The organism is Tardiphaga sp. vice154 (assembly GCF_007018645.1).
Classification (GTDB): Bacteria; Pseudomonadota; Alphaproteobacteria; order Rhizobiales; family Xanthobacteraceae; genus Tardiphaga.
On sequence record NZ_CP041399.1, the window covers coordinates 4,416,888 to 4,435,670 of the forward strand.

20 protein-coding genes are annotated in these 18,783 nt (G+C 65.3%); 9 read left to right on the forward strand and 11 right to left on the reverse strand.

All coding sequences use genetic code 11. The annotated features are described in order from the left end of the window. The first annotated feature begins 9 nt into the window (after window positions 1-9). The 4 genes from FIU28_RS20690 (at window position 10) to FIU28_RS20705 (ending at window position 3,727) form a co-directional block, all read left to right on the forward strand. Entirely contained in the window at window positions 10-1,071 is a 1,062-nt protein-coding gene (locus tag FIU28_RS20690) for a class I SAM-dependent methyltransferase (RefSeq protein ID WP_143576316.1), read from the forward strand. Further along, a complete protein-coding gene (pgeF, locus tag FIU28_RS20695) occupies window positions 1,068-1,835 on the forward strand; it encodes a peptidoglycan editing factor PgeF (RefSeq protein ID WP_143575013.1) in 768 nt (255 codons plus the stop codon). Before FIU28_RS20690 ends, pgeF begins: the two co-directional genes overlap by 4 nt. A gap of 157 nt (window positions 1,836-1,992) precedes the next feature. After that, window positions 1,993-2,619 carry a hypothetical protein gene (locus tag FIU28_RS20700; RefSeq protein WP_143575014.1) on the forward strand — a complete coding sequence of 209 codons (627 nt, stop codon included), beginning with the start codon at window positions 1,993-1,995 and terminating at the stop codon, window positions 2,617-2,619. 154 nt (window positions 2,620-2,773) lie between these two features. Then, on the forward strand, window positions 2,774-3,727 hold the full coding sequence (locus FIU28_RS20705) for a ribose-phosphate pyrophosphokinase (protein WP_143575015.1): 954 nt from the start codon (window positions 2,774-2,776) through the stop codon (window positions 3,725-3,727). A 105-nt stretch (window positions 3,728-3,832) separates the two neighbouring features. Here FIU28_RS20705 and FIU28_RS20710 read toward each other — a convergent pair whose 3' ends face one another. Beyond that, complete coding sequence (locus tag FIU28_RS20710) at window positions 3,833-4,339, reverse strand: 6,7-dimethyl-8-ribityllumazine synthase (protein WP_143575016.1); 507 nt, start codon at window positions 4,337-4,339, stop codon at window positions 3,833-3,835. Window positions 4,340-4,795: 456 nt separating this feature from the next. Between FIU28_RS20710 and FIU28_RS20715 the strand changes: the two genes are divergently transcribed. From FIU28_RS20715 to proC, 3 genes are all read left to right on the forward strand, one after another. Further along, the gene (locus FIU28_RS20715) at window positions 4,796-5,296 is read left to right on the forward strand and encodes a YbjN domain-containing protein (RefSeq protein ID WP_143575017.1); all 501 of its coding nucleotides are present in this window, start codon (window positions 4,796-4,798) and stop codon (window positions 5,294-5,296) included. 4 nt (window positions 5,297-5,300) lie between these two features. Beyond that, window positions 5,301-5,732: a GNAT family N-acetyltransferase gene (locus tag FIU28_RS20720; protein WP_246660755.1), complete on the forward strand. Its 432-nt coding sequence runs from the start codon at window positions 5,301-5,303 to the stop codon at window positions 5,730-5,732. Between the two features lie 70 nt (window positions 5,733-5,802). Then, window positions 5,803-6,636, forward strand: coding sequence for a pyrroline-5-carboxylate reductase (proC, locus tag FIU28_RS20725; RefSeq protein WP_143575018.1), 834 nt, complete (start codon window positions 5,803-5,805; stop codon window positions 6,634-6,636). A 110-nt stretch (window positions 6,637-6,746) separates the two neighbouring features. Here the strand turns inward: proC and FIU28_RS20730 are convergent, their stop codons facing one another. The 3 genes from FIU28_RS20730 to FIU28_RS20740 all read right to left on the reverse strand — a co-directional run bounded on the left by FIU28_RS20730 (window position 6,747) and on the right by FIU28_RS20740 (window position 9,638). Next, window positions 6,747-8,135, reverse strand: a complete 1,389-nt coding sequence (locus FIU28_RS20730) for an ATP-binding protein (protein WP_143575019.1) — start codon at window positions 8,133-8,135, stop codon at window positions 6,747-6,749. 214 nt (window positions 8,136-8,349) lie between these two features. Beyond that, window positions 8,350-9,075: a response regulator gene (locus FIU28_RS20735; protein WP_143575020.1), complete on the reverse strand. Its 726-nt coding sequence runs from the start codon at window positions 9,073-9,075 to the stop codon at window positions 8,350-8,352. Then, window positions 9,072-9,638, reverse strand: coding sequence for a MarR family winged helix-turn-helix transcriptional regulator (locus FIU28_RS20740; protein WP_143576318.1), 567 nt, complete (start codon window positions 9,636-9,638; stop codon window positions 9,072-9,074). Before FIU28_RS20740 ends, FIU28_RS20735 begins: the two co-directional genes overlap by 4 nt. A gap of 270 nt (window positions 9,639-9,908) precedes the next feature. Between FIU28_RS20740 and FIU28_RS20745 the strand changes: the two genes are divergently transcribed. Beyond that, window positions 9,909-11,021 carry a branched-chain amino acid aminotransferase gene (locus tag FIU28_RS20745; RefSeq protein ID WP_143575021.1) on the forward strand — a complete coding sequence of 371 codons (1,113 nt, stop codon included), beginning with the start codon at window positions 9,909-9,911 and terminating at the stop codon, window positions 11,019-11,021. A 189-nt stretch (window positions 11,022-11,210) separates the two neighbouring features. Here FIU28_RS20745 and FIU28_RS20750 read toward each other — a convergent pair whose 3' ends face one another. The 6 genes from FIU28_RS20750 to uvrC all read right to left on the reverse strand — a co-directional run bounded on the left by FIU28_RS20750 (window position 11,211) and on the right by uvrC (window position 17,302). Beyond that, a complete protein-coding gene (locus tag FIU28_RS20750; RefSeq protein ID WP_246661026.1) occupies window positions 11,211-12,599 on the reverse strand; it encodes an MATE family efflux transporter in 1,389 nt (462 codons plus the stop codon). A 205-nt stretch (window positions 12,600-12,804) separates the two neighbouring features. Then, window positions 12,805-13,776: a 50S ribosomal protein L3 N(5)-glutamine methyltransferase gene (gene prmB, locus FIU28_RS20755; protein WP_143575022.1), complete on the reverse strand. Its 972-nt coding sequence runs from the start codon at window positions 13,774-13,776 to the stop codon at window positions 12,805-12,807. Beyond that, the gene (locus FIU28_RS20760) at window positions 13,776-14,252 is read right to left on the reverse strand and encodes a molybdenum cofactor biosynthesis protein MoaE (protein WP_143575023.1); all 477 of its coding nucleotides are present in this window, start codon (window positions 14,250-14,252) and stop codon (window positions 13,776-13,778) included. The genes prmB and FIU28_RS20760 overlap by 1 nt, the downstream gene beginning before the upstream one ends. A gap of 7 nt (window positions 14,253-14,259) precedes the next feature. Then, entirely contained in the window at window positions 14,260-14,511 is a 252-nt protein-coding gene (gene moaD, locus FIU28_RS20765; RefSeq protein ID WP_143575024.1) for a molybdopterin converting factor subunit 1, read from the reverse strand. Further along, window positions 14,508-15,119 (reverse strand): CDP-diacylglycerol--glycerol-3-phosphate 3-phosphatidyltransferase, encoded by a 612-nt coding sequence (pgsA, locus tag FIU28_RS20770; RefSeq protein WP_143575025.1) that lies wholly within the window; start codon window positions 15,117-15,119, stop codon window positions 14,508-14,510. The genes moaD and pgsA overlap by 4 nt, the downstream gene beginning before the upstream one ends. 107 nt (window positions 15,120-15,226) lie before the next feature. Beyond that, the gene (uvrC, locus tag FIU28_RS20775) at window positions 15,227-17,302 is read right to left on the reverse strand and encodes an excinuclease ABC subunit UvrC (protein WP_143575026.1); all 2,076 of its coding nucleotides are present in this window, start codon (window positions 17,300-17,302) and stop codon (window positions 15,227-15,229) included. Window positions 17,303-17,598: 296 nt separating this feature from the next. Here uvrC and FIU28_RS20780 point away from each other — a divergent pair, with 296 nt between their 5' ends. Beyond that, the gene (locus tag FIU28_RS20780) at window positions 17,599-18,225 is read left to right on the forward strand and encodes an outer membrane protein (RefSeq protein WP_143575027.1); all 627 of its coding nucleotides are present in this window, start codon (window positions 17,599-17,601) and stop codon (window positions 18,223-18,225) included. A 151-nt stretch (window positions 18,226-18,376) separates the two neighbouring features. On the opposite strand, the gene FIU28_RS20785 is transcribed toward FIU28_RS20780, so the two are convergent. Beyond that, window positions 18,377-18,592 (reverse strand): cold-shock protein, encoded by a 216-nt coding sequence (locus tag FIU28_RS20785; protein ID WP_143575028.1) that lies wholly within the window; start codon window positions 18,590-18,592, stop codon window positions 18,377-18,379. Window positions 18,593-18,783: the final 191 nt, after the last annotated feature.

Here is an 18,783-nt window from a genome sequence, read left to right on the forward strand (position 1 = left end):
GCCGGCCCGATGCCGGTGTGGCGCTACATGGACCTGTGCCTGACGCATCCGCGCTACGGCTATTACGTATCGCGCGACCCGCTGGGCCGCGAGGGCGATTTCACCACCGCGCCGGAAGTCAGCCAGATGTTCGGCGAGCTGATCGGGCTGTGGGCGGCCTCGGTCTGGCGCGCGATGGGATCGCCGCCGGTGCTGCACCTGATCGAGCTCGGCCCCGGCCGCGGCACCATGATGGCGGACGCGCTGCGCGCGCTGCGCGTGCTGCCGCCGCTGTATCAGGCGCTGCATGTCCATCTGGTCGAGATCAACCCGATGCTGCGCAGCAAACAGAAGGCGACCTTGTCCAACGTGCGCAAGATCAGCTGGCACACCAGCCTCGACGACGTCCCGGCCGGACCGTCGGTGATCCTGGCCAATGAATATTTCGACGTGCTGCCGGTGCACCAGGTGGTCCGGCACAGCAACGGCTGGCACGAGCGCACCGTCGAGGTCGAGGAGGATGGCGGCTTCGGCTTTGGCGCGGCGCCCGAGCCGATGCCGCATTTCGAGCAGCTGCTGCCGCCTTTGGTGCGCGCCGCGCCGGTCGGCGCCGTGTTCGAATGGCGGCCGGATTCCGAGATGATGAAGATCGCCACCCGCGTCCGCGACGAGGGCGGCGCGGCGCTGGTGATCGACTACGGCCATACCCGCTCGGACGCCGGCGACACGCTGCAGGCAATCGCGCGGCACTCCTTCGCCGATCCGCTGCGCAATCCCGGCGAGGCCGACATCACCGCCCATGTCGATTTCGAGGCGCTGGGGCGCGCCGCCGAAGACGTCGGCGCCCGCGTCCACGGCCCTGTGACGCAGGGCGAATTCCTCAAGCGACTGGGCATCGAGACCCGCGCGCAGACCCTGACCGCCAAGGCCAGCCCGAAAGTCGTCGAAGACGTCACCAGCGCGCTGGCGCGGCTGGTCGACGGCGGCCAGGGCATGGGCTCGATGTTCAAGGTGATCGGCATTTCCGACCCGCAGCTCGAGACCCTGGTGGCGCTGAGCGACGACACCGGCCAGGAGCCAGCCACAGCATGACCTTCACGTCCCCGAAACTCGCCGCGCTGCCGGGCCTGCGCCACGCCTTCTTCACCCGCGACGGCGGCGTCTCCGAAGGCATCTATGCCGGGCTGAACGGCGGGCTGGGCTCCCATGACGACCCCGCCCATGTCGCGGAAAACCGCCGCCGCATGGCCGCGGAGATCGGCGTCGATGCCGCGCATTTCCTGACCGTGCACCAGGTGCATTCGCCGGATGTCGCACTCGCCACCGCGCCATGGGACACAGCCACCCGGCCGCGCGCCGATGCGATGGTGACCCGCGTCGAAGGCCTGGCGCTCGGCGTCACCACCGCCGATTGCGGCCCGGTCCTGTTTGCCGATCCCGATGCGCGGGTGATTGGCGCGGCGCATGCCGGCTGGAAGGGCGCGCTGACCGGCGTGCTGGAGGCCACCATCGACGCAATGGAAAAACTCGGCGCCGACCGCACCCGGATCCAGGTCGCGATCGGCCCCCTGATCCGGCAGCCGAGCTATGAGGTTGGCGCCGAATTCGTCGAGCGCTTCGTCCGCGAGGACGGCGAGAATTCGCTGTTCTTCATCCCCTCGGCAAACGACGGCCACGCCATGTTCGACCTCGCCGGCTATATCCGGATGCGGCTGACGCGCTCAGGCGTGGGCGGTATCGACGACACCGGTATCGACACCTACCCGGACGAGAAACTGTTCAGCTATCGCCGCTCGGTGCATCGCGGCGAGCCGGATTATGGCCGGCAGATCCACGCCATCGTGCTGGAAGCCTGATTGCCGTCAATTGAAGGCGAATTGTCGGCGTCCGGTGAGCGCTTCGCTCACCGCGTCCACACCTGTGTCGCCGCTGCCCTAGACCTTAACGCATTTTAACGATATCGCTCCGTCTGTCCGCGGCAGCTTGACGCCCGGACCGACGTCGGGATGTTGCATGCGCCTTGCCACCTTCACCGCCCATCGAAAGCCGCGGCTTGCGTCCGCCGCGCTGCTGCTGGTGACGGCGCTGGGTCTCGGTGGCTGCGCCAACGTCGCCAACACCTCTTCCGCGTCCGGCCCTTCCGCCGCCTTCGCGCAGGCCCCAGGTGGCGCCACCGTTGCCTTTGAATCGATCGACGGCCCGCCGCCGCAAGTGTTCGACCGCCTCGTCAATTTGCTCGACAGCGAAGCCCGGCTTCGCAACATCGCCGTGGTGTCGCGGCAGGACAGCGCCGCCTACCGGGTGCGCAGCTATCTCGCCGCCCAGATCCGTGGCGGCAAGACCTCCATTGCCTGGGTCTGGGACGTCTATGACCGCGACCAGCAACGCGCCTTGCGGCTCACCGGCGAGGAGCCGACGGGGCGCGGCGGTGCCGACGCCTGGGCCACTGCCGACGACCTCGTTTTGCGCCGGATCGCCCAGGCCGGCCTCACAGGCCTCGGAGGCATCATCAACGGCACGACGCCCATCGCGCCCGAACCGTCCGCGGCACCGGCACGCGGCAATGGCCCGGCCATGGCGAACGCAACCGGTAGTGAACCGGCAGCCACGCAGATGGCTTTAGGGTTTAGCGACGATTAACGACGAATGCTTGAATTTGCATCGGAAAACCGCTCTCGACGGGTTGCCAGCGAGCTGCCGTCCTTGATAACACCTCGCATGTTGAGACCATCAGTTCCTTAGGTAACCCGATATGCTGAACGTTGTATCCACCAAGCCGCGGGGAGACGCGTCGATGTCGGGTAAAAACGGCTCCATCAAGCTGGTAGCCGGCAATTCCAACCCGGAGCTGGCGCAGGAGATCGCCTCCTGGCTGCAACTGTCGCTGACCAAGGCCAGCGTCCGGCGTTTCGCCGACATGGAAGTCTTCATCGAGATCCAGGAAAACGTCCGCGGCTCCGACGTCTTCATCATCCAGTCGACCTCCTATCCGGTCAACGACCACCTGATGGAGCTGCTGATCGCCACCGACGCGCTGCGCCGCGCCTCGGCCCGTCGCATCACCGCAGTGATTCCGTATTTCGGCTACGCCCGGCAGGATCGCAAGGTCGGCTCGCGCTCGCCGATTTCCGCCAAGCTGGTCGCGAACCTGATCACCAATGCCGGCGTGGACCGCGTCATGACGCTCGACCTGCATGCCGGACAGATCCAGGGCTTCTTCGACATCCCCACCGACAACCTGTTTGCCTCGCCGGTGATGGTGCGTGACATCAAGGAAAGGTTCGACCTTTCCAAAGTGATGGTGATCTCGCCCGACGTCGGAGGCGTAGCGCGCGCGCGCGGCCTCGCCAAGCGCATCAACACGCCCCTGGCGATCGTCGACAAGCGCCGTGAACGCGCCGGCGAGTCCGAAGTGATGAACGTGATCGGCGACGTCGCCGGCTATACCTGCATCCTGGTCGACGACATCGTCGATTCCGGCGGCACGCTGGTCAACGCGGCCGATGCGCTGCTCGCCAACGGCGCCACCGAAGTCTACGCCTACATCACCCACGGCGTGCTGAGTGGCGGCGCGGCAGCGCGCATCACCAATTCGAAGCTCAAGGAACTGGTGATCACGGACTCTATCCAGCCGACGGATGCCGTGAAGAACTCGCCGAACATCCGCGTGCTGTCGATCGCGTCGCTGATCGCCGAAGCGATCGGCCGCACCGCGTCGGAAGAGTCGGTGTCGAGCCTGTTCGACTGAATTAGGCGTAGCCCGGATGAAGCGAAGCGCAATCTGGGGAAAGCATCTAAACTGACGGACCGGCCCCGGATTGCGCTTCGCTTCATCCGGGCTACAAGAAGCGCCTTACACAATCCCCGCGGCGACCTGGCCGCGCAGCCGCTCGAGGCTGAGCAGCGTGTTGGCGCAGGCTTCGGCGACTTCGACGCCCTTGGTCGCGAAGTTCTTGCTGAGGAAATCGAGGCATCCTTCCGTCTCGTCGAAATCGGTGGGCGTCACCACCGCCGAGAACACCGGCACCTCGGTGCGCAGCTGCACATCCATCAAGGCGCGGATCACGGTGTCGGCGACGAAGCCGCGCACGCCGCTGTCGACGACCAGACCCGCCGCCACGATCGCGGTGTAGCGCCGGGTCTTGGCGAGGACCTGCACATGCAGTGGAATCTCGAACGAGCCCGGCACCTCGAACACATCGACCTGCGATGGCGCGATGTGACGCGCCTCGATCTCGGTCATGAACGCCGTGCGGCACGACCCGACAATGTCGCGGTGCCATGCCGATTGCACGAAGGCGATGCGCTGCGGCTTGGCGAAGCGCGGATGCCCGGCGGGTTCGGACGACTGGTCGGTCATGACGATACTTTCTAAGGCTCGGGCGCCGACTATGGCGAAACGGCACGGACGCGGCAAGAAGCAACCCGACAGCCCTGCTGTCCAAACCATCCACAGGCTGCACGAGCGCCATGACGAGACTCTTGCGAGTCCCGAAAAGCGCCGTGCCGAATCAATGGTTAACGCCGAATTCCGACTCGCGGCACGCGAGCGCCACACGCCGGACTCGCATGCCGGGAATCCGATTCCGGTTTGTTCTCATCACTTCGCGATCAGCTGTGGATGAAGGGGTGTTTGTCTGTGGATGGATTCGTGACGGCGTTGCGCCGATTCCGCAAATCACATCACTTCAAACTCGCAAGTCTGGATCTCGCTACCACATCGACCCGGACCTGCAGCGTGCAGCGGCTCTCTTAATTTTTCGCGTACCGGCCGGTTGCATGCGGTTCATCACATACACAGCAAGGTCGCGACGGCATGTCACTTCTCGAAGGCACTATCGATTCACGGATCAACCCGCTTGGTGTTGTCGAGGACATCGCTGCCGATCACAACTGGGCGTTCGAGCGCTCCGGCGAAGACGAAGTCACCATCGTCTCGAAGGGCGACTGGACCGACTATCAACTCTCATTCACCTGGATGAACGAGATCGAGGCGCTGCATCTGGCCTGCGCCTTCGACATGAAGATTCCGACCGCGCGCCGCGCCGAAGTGCAGCGCCTGATCGCTGCGATCAACGAGCAGATGTGGGTCGGCCATTTCGATATCTGGACCCACACCGGCATGGTGATGTATCGCCAGGCCTTGATCCTGCCGGACGGCCTCACCGCCTCTACCGCGCAGTGCGAGACCATGCTGGTGTCTGCGATCCATTCCTGCGAGCGCTACTATCCGGCGTTCCAGTTCGTGGTGTGGGCCGGCAAGACCGCCGCCGAAGCGATGTCGGCCGCGATGTTCGATACGATGGGCGAAGCGTAGTCGCGTGTCCGCGCATCCCGACATATTCATTCCGGACGCGCCGGACGATACGCATCGCGACGTCGTCTGGAAGGCGCTGGTCGAATATAACGACAGCAAGGTCGGCCCGTCCGGCTTCCAGCCGCTGGCGATCCTGGTCAACGATCCCGTCACCGGCGAACCGGCCGGCGGGCTGTGGGGCAAGACGGCGTACAACTGGTGCTTCGTCGAACTGTTCGTGATCCCCGCATCATGCCGCGGCCAGGACCTCGGCTCGAAAGTGCTGGCGCAGGCCGAGGACATCGCGCGGACGCGCGGCTGCATCGGGCTGTGGCTCGACACCTACTGGTTTCAGGCGCCGGAATTCTACAAGAAGCAAGGCTACGAGGTCGTCGGCACCCTGCCCGATTATCCGCGCGGCGGCCCGCGCTACTTCCTGAAAAAGAGCCTGGTCTAGGCCGCCACCGGCTGCACACGCGGCGCCACAGTGATACGGTCCGGCACCTTTCGCCTTCCGGGACCATGCCATGACCTACTCGACCAATCCCCTGCCACTTGCCGATCTCCGCGGCACAATCGTGCTCGCCGGCGCCGGCAAGATGGGCGGCGCCATGCTGACCGGCTGGCTGGCCCGCGGCCTCGATCCAAAGCGCGTCGTAGTGATCGATCCGTTCGCGCCTGACACGATCAAGGCGTTGAGCATGACCGGCGTCCGCATCAATCCCGAAGCCAATACGATCGGCCGTGTCGAAACGCTGGTGATCGCGGTGAAGCCGCAGATGTTTCGCGAGGCCGGCCCGGCATTGCGCGAACTGGCCGGCTCCGCGCTGGTGGTTTCGATCATGGCGGGCGCAACGATTGCCGCAATCTCCGAAGTGTGCGGCGGCCATGTCGTTCGTGCGATGCCGAATACGCCGGCCGCGATCGGCCGCGGCATCACGGTGGCGGTAGCCGCTGGTGACGTCAGCGCCCAGCAACGCGACACGGCCGACGCGCTGCTGCGTGCGACCGGCTCGGTGGAGTGGACCCTCGACGAGAGCCTGATGGATGCCGTGACCGCGCTGTCGGGCTCCGGCCCGGCCTATGTATTTTTGCTGGCCGAGGAAATGGCGCGCGCCGGCGTCGCGGCCGGGCTGCCGGTGGAGCTGGCGACCAAGCTGGCGCGCGAGACCGTGTCGGGATCGGGCGAGCTGCTGCATCGCTCGGAACTAGACTCCGCAACCTTGCGCAAGAACGTGACGTCGCCCGGCGGCACGACGGCCGCGGCGCTCGACGTGCTGATGGGCGCGGAGGGTTTCGAGCCGCTGCTGACGAAAGCGATTGCGGCAGCGACCAAGCGCTCGAAGGAACTGGCGAAGTAATAATATGCGCCATGCGTAGCCCGGATGCAGCGAAGCGCAATCCGGGGCCCGCAAATTGATTGAGACGCCGTTCCCGGATTGCGCTTCGCTGCATCCGGGCTACAGAGTAGCTACACCGGCACCCTTACCGTCGCGCGCAGCCCGCCCATCGGGCTCTCTCCCAGGCTGATATCCCCGCCGTGCGAACGCGCGATATCGCGGGCGATCGCCAATCCCAGACCGGTGCCGCCCTCGTCCTGGTTGCGGGCGTCGTCGAGCCGCAGGAACGGCTTGAACACCTCTTCGCGCATGTCGGGCGGGATGCCGGGGCCGTCGTCATCCACCGTCACCGTCAGATAGCGATGGTCGCGGTGGCCGGTGATGGCGATGTCGTTCGCATGCCGCGCGGCATTCGAGACCAGATTGCCGAGGCAGCGCTTGAACGAGGCCGGCTTCACCGTGACGATCGGCAGGCCGTGGAAGGTGACGGTGGCCTTGTGGCCGTTGCGCTCGGCATCCGAGCGCAGTTCTTCCAGTGCCGCCGCCATGTCGGTCGGCTGCGCCTGCTCGCCGGAATCGCCGCGCGCAAAGGCGAGATAGGCCTCGAGCATGCCGGCCATTTCGTTGACATCCTTTCGCATGTCCTCGACTTCCGGGCTGTCCTCGAGCAGCGCCAGTTCCAGCTTGAAGCGGGTCAGGATGGTGCGCAAATCGTGGCTGACGCCGGCCAGCATCGCGGTGCGCTGCTCGATCGAGCGTTCGATGCGGACCTTCATCTCGATGAAGGCGTTCGCGGCGCGACGCACTTCGCGCGCCCCGCGCGGCCGGAAATTCGGCGCGTCGCGGCCCTTGCCGAAACTTTCGGCGGCGTCTGCCAGCCGAAGGATCGGGCGGATCTGGTTGCGCAGGAACAGGATCGCGACCAGCAGCAGGATCGACGAGGTGCCGAGCATCCAGAACAGGAAGATCTCGGAATTCGACGCATAGGCCGCGCTGCGCTGCGCGAAGATCCGCATCACCGCATCGTCGAGCTGGATGCGGATCTCGACCAGGTTGGAGCGGCCGACAGTATCGATCCAGAACGGCTTGATGATCTGCCGGCCGATCTGCGCCGACAGCGCCTGGTCGAGCAGCGAGAAGAACGGTTTTGGACCGGGCGGCGGCATGTCGCCGATCGGCAGGAAGTCCACCACCAGATTGAGGCGCTGCTGCGCGATCGTCTTGATCTGGGTGCGGTCCTTGTCCTGCGGGTAGATCTTGTAGACGTCGATCAGCGCCGCGATGTCCTGCACCACCGCCTGCGACAGGCGCCGCGTCACCGTGTTCCAGTGCCGCTCCATGAACACGAAGGCGACCACCGACTGCAGCAGCACCATCGGCACGATCATGATCAGCAGGGTGCGGGCGTAGAGACCCTTCGGCATGAAATTGTTGAAGCGCCGCCCCATCCAGTTGTTGGCCGCCGACACCCTTCCTGCGGCGGTGCGGATCATCGTCAGGCCGCTGTCGAGCGTGCTCATAAGCCTGCCACCTGCGCCGACCTCACCTCTCCCCAGCGGGGAGAGGTCGACGTCGTGCGCAGCGCGATGTCGGGTGAGGGGGGCTGTCTGGTGAGCCGCGAACACCCCCTCACCCGGCTCGAAAGCACTACGCGCTTTCGAGCCGACCTCTCCCCGCATGGGAGAGGTGAAGAAAGGCGGCCGAGACGGCGGCAATTGTGAAAAAACACAAACCTCATGGCGAGGCCACGAGACGATAACCGATGCCGCGCACGGCCTGCAGGAACAAGGGATTGGCCGGATCGGTCTCGATCTTGCGGCGCAGGCGGTTGATCTGCACATCGACGGCGCGTTCGTTGACGGTGCCGTCGCCGCCGGTCAGCTCGCCGCGCGGCACGGTCTCGCCCGGCGACGCCGCCAGCACGCGCAGCATGTCGCGCTCGCGGTCGGTCAAGTGGATGATCTCGTCGCCCTGGCGCAATTCGCCGCGCTGCAGGTGATAGACGTAAGGACCGAACTGCAGCGACTCGGTGCGCTCGACCACGACCGGCGCGAGGCGCTTGAGGATGTTGCCGATCCGCAGCACCAGCTCGCGCGGCTCGAACGGCTTGGCGACGTAGTCGTCGGCGCCGATCTGCAGGCCCTCGATGCGGCTCTCGGCCTCGTCGCGCGCGGTCAGCATGATGATCGGCACCACCGAACTGGTGCGGATGAAACGCGCCAGCTCGAAGCCGGTCTCGCCCGGCATCATCACATCGAGGATCAGCATGTCGAAATTCAGCCCGAGCAGCTTGGCGCGGGCGTCCTTGGCACTGGCCGCCGTCGTGACCCGGTAGCCCTCGCCGGCGAGGAAGCGCGACAGCAGGTCGCGAATCCGGCGGTCGTCATCGACCAGCAGCAGATGCGGCGCATCGTCGGACGGCTCGACAGGCACTCGCTTGGCAGCGGCGGCAAGGATCATTCTCGTATTTTCCCACTGGCAGCGCCAGCCTTGTCATGACCCAGAATGGCCTGCAGCACCTTGTCAGGATCGTCGCGATCGATCATCCCGGAGAGAAACCGGCCGATCGCATCGACCTCGTTCGGGGCCATCCCCCGCAGCGCCCGATTGATCCGGTCGGTCTGCAGCCCCGCCAGTTCCGCTACCAGAGCCTCGCCCTTTGCCGTGGCGAAAAGCAGGCGCTGGCGGCGATCCGCCGCGCCGGACTTCTGCACGATATACCCTTCGTCGAGCAATTGCTTGAGAACCCGGCCCAGCGACTGCTTGGTGATCCGCAGCACCTCCAGCAGGTCCGCGACCTTGAGGCCGGGATAGCGATGTACAAAATGCACGACGCGGTGATGCGCCCGGCCGAAGCCGAACTGGCCCAACACATGGTCGGGATCGCCGACAAAGTCTCGATAGGCGAAGAACAAAAGTTCGATGATGTCCCAGCTGGGCTGCGGGTCCGCTGCGACCGCGGCACGCGACGGCTCCGCCTCAAGCGATCGTGACGGCTCGTTCGTGAAATTTATGTCAGCCATATTGACACATCTTGGTTTCAATCTTACAAAACGGACCACCGCGACGAAACAATAGAACTTTCGCTGCGGGAGGGCTACACCAGTCCGACACGATGAACACGTCGTATGTCTGTCTGTTCTCCACCGGCGATTGCCCCGGCAACCGGCCAAACATTACTGAATTTCGGGCCTCCGCAATACCATGCCGTCCAGCCGTTGTGACGGGCCGCGAAGTTGACGTAGAACCACCGGCGGCGCCAGTCGCGGCGCCGTACGCCAGGAGCAAGGTCCATGGGAATTTCGTTCGACAAAATCGATGGCGCAGCCTGGCTGACGTTCGATGTGCAGCCCTCCGAGAATCCGGTCATCGAGACCGAGCGCACGACGAAGCTGGAAAACCCCGGCTTCGGCCGCGTCTTCACCGATCACATGGCGATCGTCCGCTACAACCCGACCGAGGGCTGGCACGGTGCGCGGATCGGAACCCGCGCCAGTTTCCCGCTCGATCCGGCCACCGCCGTGCTGCATTACGCGCAGGAAATCTTCGAGGGCCTGAAGGCCTACAAGCGCGAAGACGGCGGCGTGAACCTGTTCCGCCCCGACGCCAATGCGAAGCGCTTCCGCAATTCGGCCGACCGCATGGCGATGGCCCCACTGCCCGAACCGATCTTCATCGAAGCCGTCGAGCAACTGGTTCGGCTCGACCGCGACTGGATTCCCGGCGGCGAGGGCAGCCTGTATCTGCGCCCGTTCATGATCGCGACCGAGATCTTCCTCGGCGTGAAGCCCTCCGCCGAATATATCTTTGGCGTGATCGCCTCGCCGGTCGGCTCATACTTCAAGGGCGGCCCTGCCCCGGTGTCGATCTGGGTGTCGGAAAACTACACCCGCGCCGCGGTCGGCGGCACCGGCGCCGTGAAATGCGGCGGCAACTACGCAGCCTCGCTGCGCGCCCAGGCCGAAGCGATGGACAAAGGCTGCGACCAGGTGGTGTTCCTCGACGCGGTCGAGCGCCGCTACATCGAGGAGCTCGGCGGCATGAACATCTTCTTCGTGTTCGAGGACGGTTCACTGTCGACGCCGCCGCTCGGCACCATCCTGCCCGGCATCACCAGGGATTCGATCATCGCGCTGGCGCGCGATGCCGGCAAGACCGTGCGTGAAGAGCTCTACACGCTGGCGCAGTGGCGCGAAGACGCCGCCAGCGGACGCCTGAAGGAAGCGTTTGCCTGCGGCACCGCGGCGGTGATCTCGCCGATCGGCCAGGTGCGCTCGGCGAATGGCGATTTCAGCATCAATGGCGGCGAGGCCGGCCCCGTCGCGATGGGCCTGCGCAAGCAGCTCGTCGACATCCAGTACGGCCGCGCGCCGGATCCGCACAACTGGATCCGCAAGGTGATCTGAACGAGACCTTGCTTACTTCCCTCTCCCCCGCGCGAAGCGGAGCTTCGCTAGGTGGGAGAGGGTGGACGCGCGATAGCGCGGCCGGGTGAGGGGTAGCCACAAGCGCCGAGCCTCTCGCTACCCCTCATCCGTCTTCGCTTCGCGAAGACACCTTCTCCCACAAGGGGAGAAGGAAGAAAGAGCACGCAACTACACTCTCACCAATCCCAACCGCTCGCGCATCGTCCAGCGCCAGACCATCACGATCGCCACCGCCAGCAATCCGGCGGCCAGGCCGATCCAGATGCCCCGCCCGCCGAAGCCGAGCGTGAAGGCGAGCAGCAGGCTGAGCGGCATGCCGAATCCCCAATAGCCGACCAGCGCAAAGATCATCGGCATCCGCGTGTCCTGCAGCCCGCGCAGCATGCCGGCGGCGACGCCCTGTGCGCCGTCGGCGATCTGGAACACTGCCGCAAAGAACAGGAACGAGATCGCCAGTTCAACCACCGCCGCATTGGCAGCGTCGCCGACATCGATGAAAGCGCCGATCAACGCCAACGGCGCCAACAGCATCAGCGCGCTCATCAAAGCCATGAAGCCGACGCCGAGCGCGAACGCGGTCCAGCCGGCGCGGGTGATGGCGTCGCGGTCGCCGGCGCCATAGGCCTGGCCGACGCGCACGGTGGCGGCCTGGCTGAGGCCCATCGGCACCATGAAGGACACCGAGGCGATCTGGATGACGATGGTATGCGCGGCCAGCGCCGCGGTCCCGAACTGGCCCATCAGGAACACCGCGGCGTTGAACACGGTGATCTCGAACGCCATCGTGGCGCCGATCGGCACGCCGAGCCGCCACAGCTTCGCAAAGCGCGGCCAGTCGGCGCGCCACCAGCGGCCGAACAGATGATAGCGCCGGAATTTGCGGTGATAGATCGCCACCAGCGCGAAACTGACAAACAGGAACAGGTTCGACAGCGTGGTGGCGAGGCCGGAGCCGCGCAGCCCCATTTCCGGCAGGCCGAGATGGCCGAACACCAGCACCCAATTGGCTGCAATGTTGAACAGGATCGTGATGCCGGTGACCACCAGCGCCCATTTCGGCTGCTGCAGCGCCGCTACGAAGGAGCGCAGCGCGATGAAGCCAAGCGTCGGCAGGAAGCCCCATTGCAGCATGTGCATGAAGGTCTGCGCGTCCGCGGCGGCCTGCGCTTCCTGCCCGAACGCCAGCATGATCGCCTCGGTGTGCCACAGCACGATCCACGCCGGCACCGTGATCATCACGGCGGACCACAGCCCCTGGCGAAAGGTGCGCCGGATCTCGCGCACGACATGCAGCCGGCGGCCGATCGCCTCCGCCATCATCGGCGAAGTCGCGGTAATCAGGCCGATCGCGAAGATCAGGATAGCGAGATAGAGATTGACGCCAAGCGCCCCCGCCGCCAGCGCCTCGGCGCTGACGCGGCCGAGCACGATCACGTCAGTGGTGGTGAGCGCGATCTGCGCGATGTTGGTGAGCACCAGCGGCCAGCCGAGCGCCAGCATCGCGCGCAGTTCGGCGAGACAGGCGGCGCGGCTGAAGGCGGAGGTGGGGTGGGTCATCAACATGGGAGCTTGTAGGATGGCGAGCCCGGTTAAGAAACCCGTCGATCGCTCTTACTTCCCTCTCCCCTTGTGGGAGAGGGTGGACGCGCGTCAGCGCGGCCGGGTGAGGGGTGCCGCGCGCGCCGAGCCTAGTAACCCCTCATCCGTCACGGACTTCGTCCGTGCCACCTTCTCCCACAAGGGAGAAGGAAGAAAGAGGCGCCTACTCGGCCGCCGGCAGCCAGAATACTTCGCCTTCGGAATCTTCGCTGTCGAGCCACAGGAAGCCCGCATCGGGATAGGCCTGTTCCAGCGCCGGCTGGCAGCGGCCGACTTCGCACAGGAGGCCGCCGCCGGGATTGAGGTGATCGCCGGCCTCTTCGACGATGCGCCGCACCAGATCGATGCCATCATCGCCGCCGTCAAACGCCATCGCCGGCTCGTGCCGGCACTCTTCCGGGAGATCCGCCATGCCCTGGGCGTCGACATAGGGCGGGTTGGTGATGATCAGATCGTAGCGGGTATCGCCGATCGGCGCGAACAGGTCGCCCTTGTACAGAGTGATGCGGTCCTCGAGCCCGTAATCGGCGACGTTTCGCGCGGCGACCGCGAGCGCGTCGCCCGACAGATCCACCGCGTCGATCCGCGCATTGGGGAACGCACGCGCCGCCAAAATTGGCAGGCAGCCGGAGCCGGTGCAGAGCTCCAGCACGGATTCCACCGCGAGCGGATCGTCGATCAGCGAGCCGTCCTCACCGGTGAAATGCGATTCCAGCAATTCACCGATGAAGGAGCGCGGCACGATCACGCGCTCGTCGACATAGAACGGCAGGCCGCGCATGTAGATCTTGTTGACGAGATAGGCCGCCGGCTTGCGCGTGGCGACGCGGGCATCGATCACCGCGAGGATCTTGCGGCCCTCGGCAGCGGTGACGCGGGCGATGGCAAAGGTCTCGAACTGGTCGGGATGCAGATGCAGCAGCTCGCAGACGATGAAGGCGGCCTCAGCGACGGGATCGGTGGTGCCGTGGGCGAAAGCCAGCTTGGCCTCGATGAAGCGGCTGGTGGCATAGCGGACGTAGTCCAGCAGCGTGACGAGTTCGCCGGCGCCCACCTTCATCGGCCTGGCGACCACGGGCTTGCGCTTTTGCACCGCCGCTTTCGCGGGTGCCTTTTTAACCGTTTTCTTGGCCATTACTTCTCGTCCCAGCGCGCGGCGGCTTCATCGTCGTCGGCCTTGGCGGCGACCCAGCCGGCGCCATCGGCGGTTTCCTCACGCTTCCAGAACGGCGCGTGGGCCTTCAGATAGTCCATCAGGAATTCGGCGGCCTGGAACGCGGCCTGACGGTGCGCGGAGGCCGTCAGCACCACCATGATGTTTTCGCCGGGCACGATGCGGCCTACGCGGTGCACGATGGTGATGCCGGTCAGCGGCCAGCGCGTCATGGCCTGTTCGGCGTGGCGCGTGATCTCGGCCTCGGCCATGCCGGGATAGTGCTCCAGCGTCAGCGCCTCGGTGGCGTCGCCGCCCGCTGAATTTTCTTGGCCGCGGCAAATGCCGGAAAAGGTGACGACCGCGCCGATGTCGATGCGGCTGGCGGTTAGGGCCGCGATCTCGCGTGCGAGGTCGAAATCGGCGGTCTGGATGCGGATGGTGACCGGGCTGGTCATGACAGGATCAGCCGCCGGTCATCGGCGGAAAGAACGCAATCTCGCGCGCGCCCGCGATCGCCGTGTCGGGTCGCACATGGGTATGATCGATGGCGGCGCGGATCACCTTTGGCGTCTCGAAGGCGTGGGCGTATTCCTCGCCGCGCGTGGCGAGCCAGCCGATCAGCTCACCGACCGTCGTCACCGCGGCCGGGGGCTCAATCACTTCCTCAGTCTTTCCGATGCGCTCGCGCACCCAGGCGAAATACAACAGCTTCATACATCCTCCGCGATGAGGTGATGAATGCCGGCGCGGAAATAGTCGTAGCCCGTGTAGATCGTGAACAGCGCCGACAGCCAGAGCAGCAGCAGTCCGAGCTGGGTGGTGAAGGGGATCACCTGGTCGCCGGCCTCGCCGGCCAAGAGGAAGCCGATCGCAACCAGCTGCGCCGTGGTCTTCCACTTCGCCAGCTTCGTCACGGGCACGCTGACGCGCAGGGCGGCGAGATATTCGCGCAGGCCCGAGACCAGGATCTCGCGGCACAGGATGACGATGGCGGCCCACAGCGTCCAGCCGTGGATGATGCCGTCGGCCGCCAGCATCAAGAGGCAGGACGCCACCAGCAGCTTGTCGGCGATCGGATCGAGCATGCGGCCGAAGGCCGAATGCTGGTTCCAGATCCGGGCATAATAGCCGTCGAGAAAATCGGTGACCGCAGCCGCGATGAACACCGCCAGCGCGACCCAGCGCAGCCACAGCGGGCCGTCCATGATCGACTGCGCATAGACGCAGCCGACCACCACCGGGATCGCGGCGATCCGGGCATAGGTCAGCATGTTCGGCAGGTTCGTCGCGGAGTTCGCGGCCCGTCTGGTTGTCACTGTCATGGCTTCTACCAATACTCCCCGGACGCGTTGGTCAACCGCCGTAGCTCACCGGCTGCCAGATTACCATCAAACCATTCCCGCCATGCGGCAGCGACATGACAACCCCTTCATCGCGGCGCGGGCTGGGCATGGAAAAAATCGAAAATTTTTCGCGCGTTCTCCGTCGAGATACCGGGAACCTTGCCGAGGTCGCCGACCGAGGCGCGCTCGATGGCTTTCAGGGTTCCAAAATGGTGCAGCAGCGCCCGTTTGCGGGTCGGGCCGATGCCGGGAATTTCCTGCAGGCCGGCCTCGCGGATATCCTTCTTGCGCAGCGTGCGGTGCGAACCGATCACGAATCGATGCGCCTCGTCGCGCAGCCGCTGGATGAAATACAGCACGGGATCGCGCGGCTGCAGCTTGATCGCCGGGCGGTCCGGCATGAACAGCGTCTCCTGGCCGGCGTCGCGCTCCGGCCCCTTGGCGACCGACATCAGCGTCACCTGCTTGAGCTCCAGCGCGTCGAAGATTTCCTTCACCGCGTTGAGCTGGCCGCGGCCGCCGTCGATGATGACGAGATCCGGCCATTGCGGCACGTCGTCGTCCTGGACCTTGGGCTTGGCCGCGTCGCCCTCCGCCGGGGGCGCCAGCAGGCGCTTGAAGCGGCGCTGCAGCACCTCCTTCATCATCGCGTAGTCGTCGCCCGGCGTCAGGCCTTCCGACTTGATGTTGAACTTGCGGTACTGGTTTTTCAGGAATCCGTCCGGCCCCGCCACGATCATCGCGCCGACCGCATTGGTGCCCTGGATGTGGCTGTTGTCGTAGACCTCGATCCGCTTCGGGACCCCCGGCAGGCCGAGCGTGGTGCAGATGCCCTGCAGCAGCCGGGCCTGGGTCGCGGTGTCGGCCAGCTTGCGGCCGAGCGCCTCGCGGGCGTTGGTCAGCGCGTGCGCCACCAGTTCCTTCTTCTCGCCGCGCTGCGGAGTGAGGACCTCGACCTTGAAACCGGCCTTGATTGACAGCGCCGACGCCATCAGCTCGGCATCCTCGATGGCATGCGACAGCAGGATCATCTTCGGCGGCGGCTTGTCGTCGTAGAATTGCGACAGGAACGAGGACAGCACCTCCTCCGGCGTGAAGCTTTTCTCCGCTCGCGGGAAATAGGCGCGGTTGCCCCAGTTCTGGCCGGTGCGGAAGAAGAACACCTCGACGCAGGAATAGCCGCCATCCTGGTGGATGGCGAACACGTCGGCCTCCTCCACGGTGCGCGGGTTGATGCCCTGCTGCGACTGGATCGCCGACAGCGCGGCAAGCCGGTCGCGGTACAGCGCCGCGCGCTCGAACTCCATTTCGCTGGAGGCTTTTTCCATCTCGCCGGCGAGCTGCTGTTTCACCGCCCGCGAACGGCCGGACAGGAAGTCCTTGGCCTCTTTCACCAGCTCGGTATAGCCGGGGAAATCGATCTCGCCGGTGCACGGGCCAGAGCAGCGCCGGATCTGGTACAGCAGGCACGGCCTCGTCCGGCTCTCGAAAAACGAATCCGTGCACGAGCGCACGAGGAACGCACGCTGCAGCGCGGTGATGGTGCGGTTGACCGAGCCGACCGAGGCGAACGGGCCGAAATAGCGCCCCGGCCGCGACTGCGCGCCGCGATGCTTGACGATCTGCGGCGCCCAATGGTCGCCGGTGAGCAGGATATAGGGGAACGACTTGTCGTCGCGCAGCAGCACGTTGAAGCGCGGCCGCAACTGCTTGATCAGGTTGGCCTCGAGCAGCAGCGCCTCGGTCTCGGTCGCCGTCGAGATGATCTCGACCATCACGGTCGCCGCGATCATCCGCGCGATCCGCATCACGTGGCCGGTCGGCCGGGCGTAGGACGACAGGCGCTTCTTCACGTTCTTGGCCTTGCCGACGTAGAGCACGTCATTGGCGGCATTCAGCATACGATAGACGCCCGGCGAGTGCGGGGCGTGCTTCACGGCATGCTCGATCGCGGCGCGGCCGAGCGCCAGCGGGCCTTCCAGCACCGGCTCGCCGGAATCATCCTCGGCGACGTCCGGCAGCGCGCCATCTTCCTCGTCGTCGGCGGCGCTGTCGGTATCCAGTTCGGGGGCGGTCGCTGGCGGCAGGTCGGAAGAAGCCGCCTCGGGTTCCGGAGCGGGCTCAGCCGGAATCGGCGGCAGGTCGGTGGGGTCTTGAATCATGGGCCTGATTTAAGCGTTGCCGCGCCTGATCGCCAGCATCGGATTCGAGGTCCGGGTTGCGGAAGCGGCCATAAGACGACGAACCGCATCCGGGAAGCGAGAGCCCGAGTTTCGCCCGATCCATGCCAAAAGTAAGACTTTTTTAACGGCGATAGAGCGCCGAACCGCCGAATTAAGATTTGCTTAATTCAAAACTCCCACAAATCGTCTCAAGAAAAGATCGAATTCCGTAACCCTAAGGCTTCGTTCGAAACAGGTCCGGGTTGCGGCAGTACAGCGTTTTTGGAGAGTTTGAGATGAGCAAGTGTGCGTTCGCGGCAGTCGCCGTTCTTCTGGCGGGTGTGGTTTCGGCCGAGGCGGCGGATCTGCCCTATCGTTCGCGCCAGCCCTACACCGTGAACCAGCCGCTCAATGGCTATAGCTGGGCCGGCCCCTATCTCGGCGGCACGCTCGGCTACGAATGGGGCAACGTTTCCAATTCCGGCGCCAAGCCGTCCGGTTTCGTCGGCGGCGTGACCGGCGGCTACAACTGGCAGAGCGGCAACGTGGTGTTCGGTATCGAAGGCGACATGCAGGGCTCCACCGCGGATGACCGCTTCGCCAATTACAAGTTCTCGAACCCGTGGTTCGGCACCGTGCGCGGCCGTATCGGCTATGCCTTCAACAACGTGCTGATCTACGGCACCGGCGGCCTCGCCTTCGGCAGCCTGGAGACGGAATCGCTCATCACCGGTCTGCAGCAGTCGAAGACGTCGGCCGGCTACGCCGTCGGCGTCGGTGCCGAAGTCGGCATCTACCAGAACTGGACCGCGAAGATCGAGTATCTCTACGTCAACCTGTCCGCCAACGACTACACGCTCACCAGCGCACGGAACGGCCTCGACTTCGGCACCGTCCGCCTCGGCGTGAACTACCACTTCTAATCCAACCAAGAGACGACACGGCAACAACCTCCCGGCCGTTCACGCGGCCGGGATTTTTGTCGTCTGTAGCCCGGATGACAATCCGGGGCCGGCGCTTCGATGATGCAAAGATTCCCGGATTGCGCTTCGCTCCATCCGGGCTACGCACGCCTCACGCCATCACCACCAGATTGACCGCCTTCGGCCCCTTGCCCTTCTTGTCGGGCTCGACTTCGAAGGTGATGCGCTGGCCCTCGTTCAGGTCCTTCAGGCCGGCGCGTTCGACTGCGGTGATGTGCACGAACACATCGCGTCCGCCGTCGTCCGGCTTGATGAAGCCGTAGCCGCGCTCGCCGTTGAAAAATTTGATCGTACCCGTCATGGCCATCGGGAAACTCCTCTCCCCGCACTGCTCCCCCGCAGCGCTCACGCGCCGCGACCGACCGGACATTCACTGTCGTCGGAAAGCTTGGCCTTGTTCGACGGGCGCTTGTTTCCGCGCCATTTCATGCATCGAGGCCTTGTCACTCCGCCGCCCCCATTCGCGGAAGCGGAACGTAAAGCCAGTCCCAATCGAGG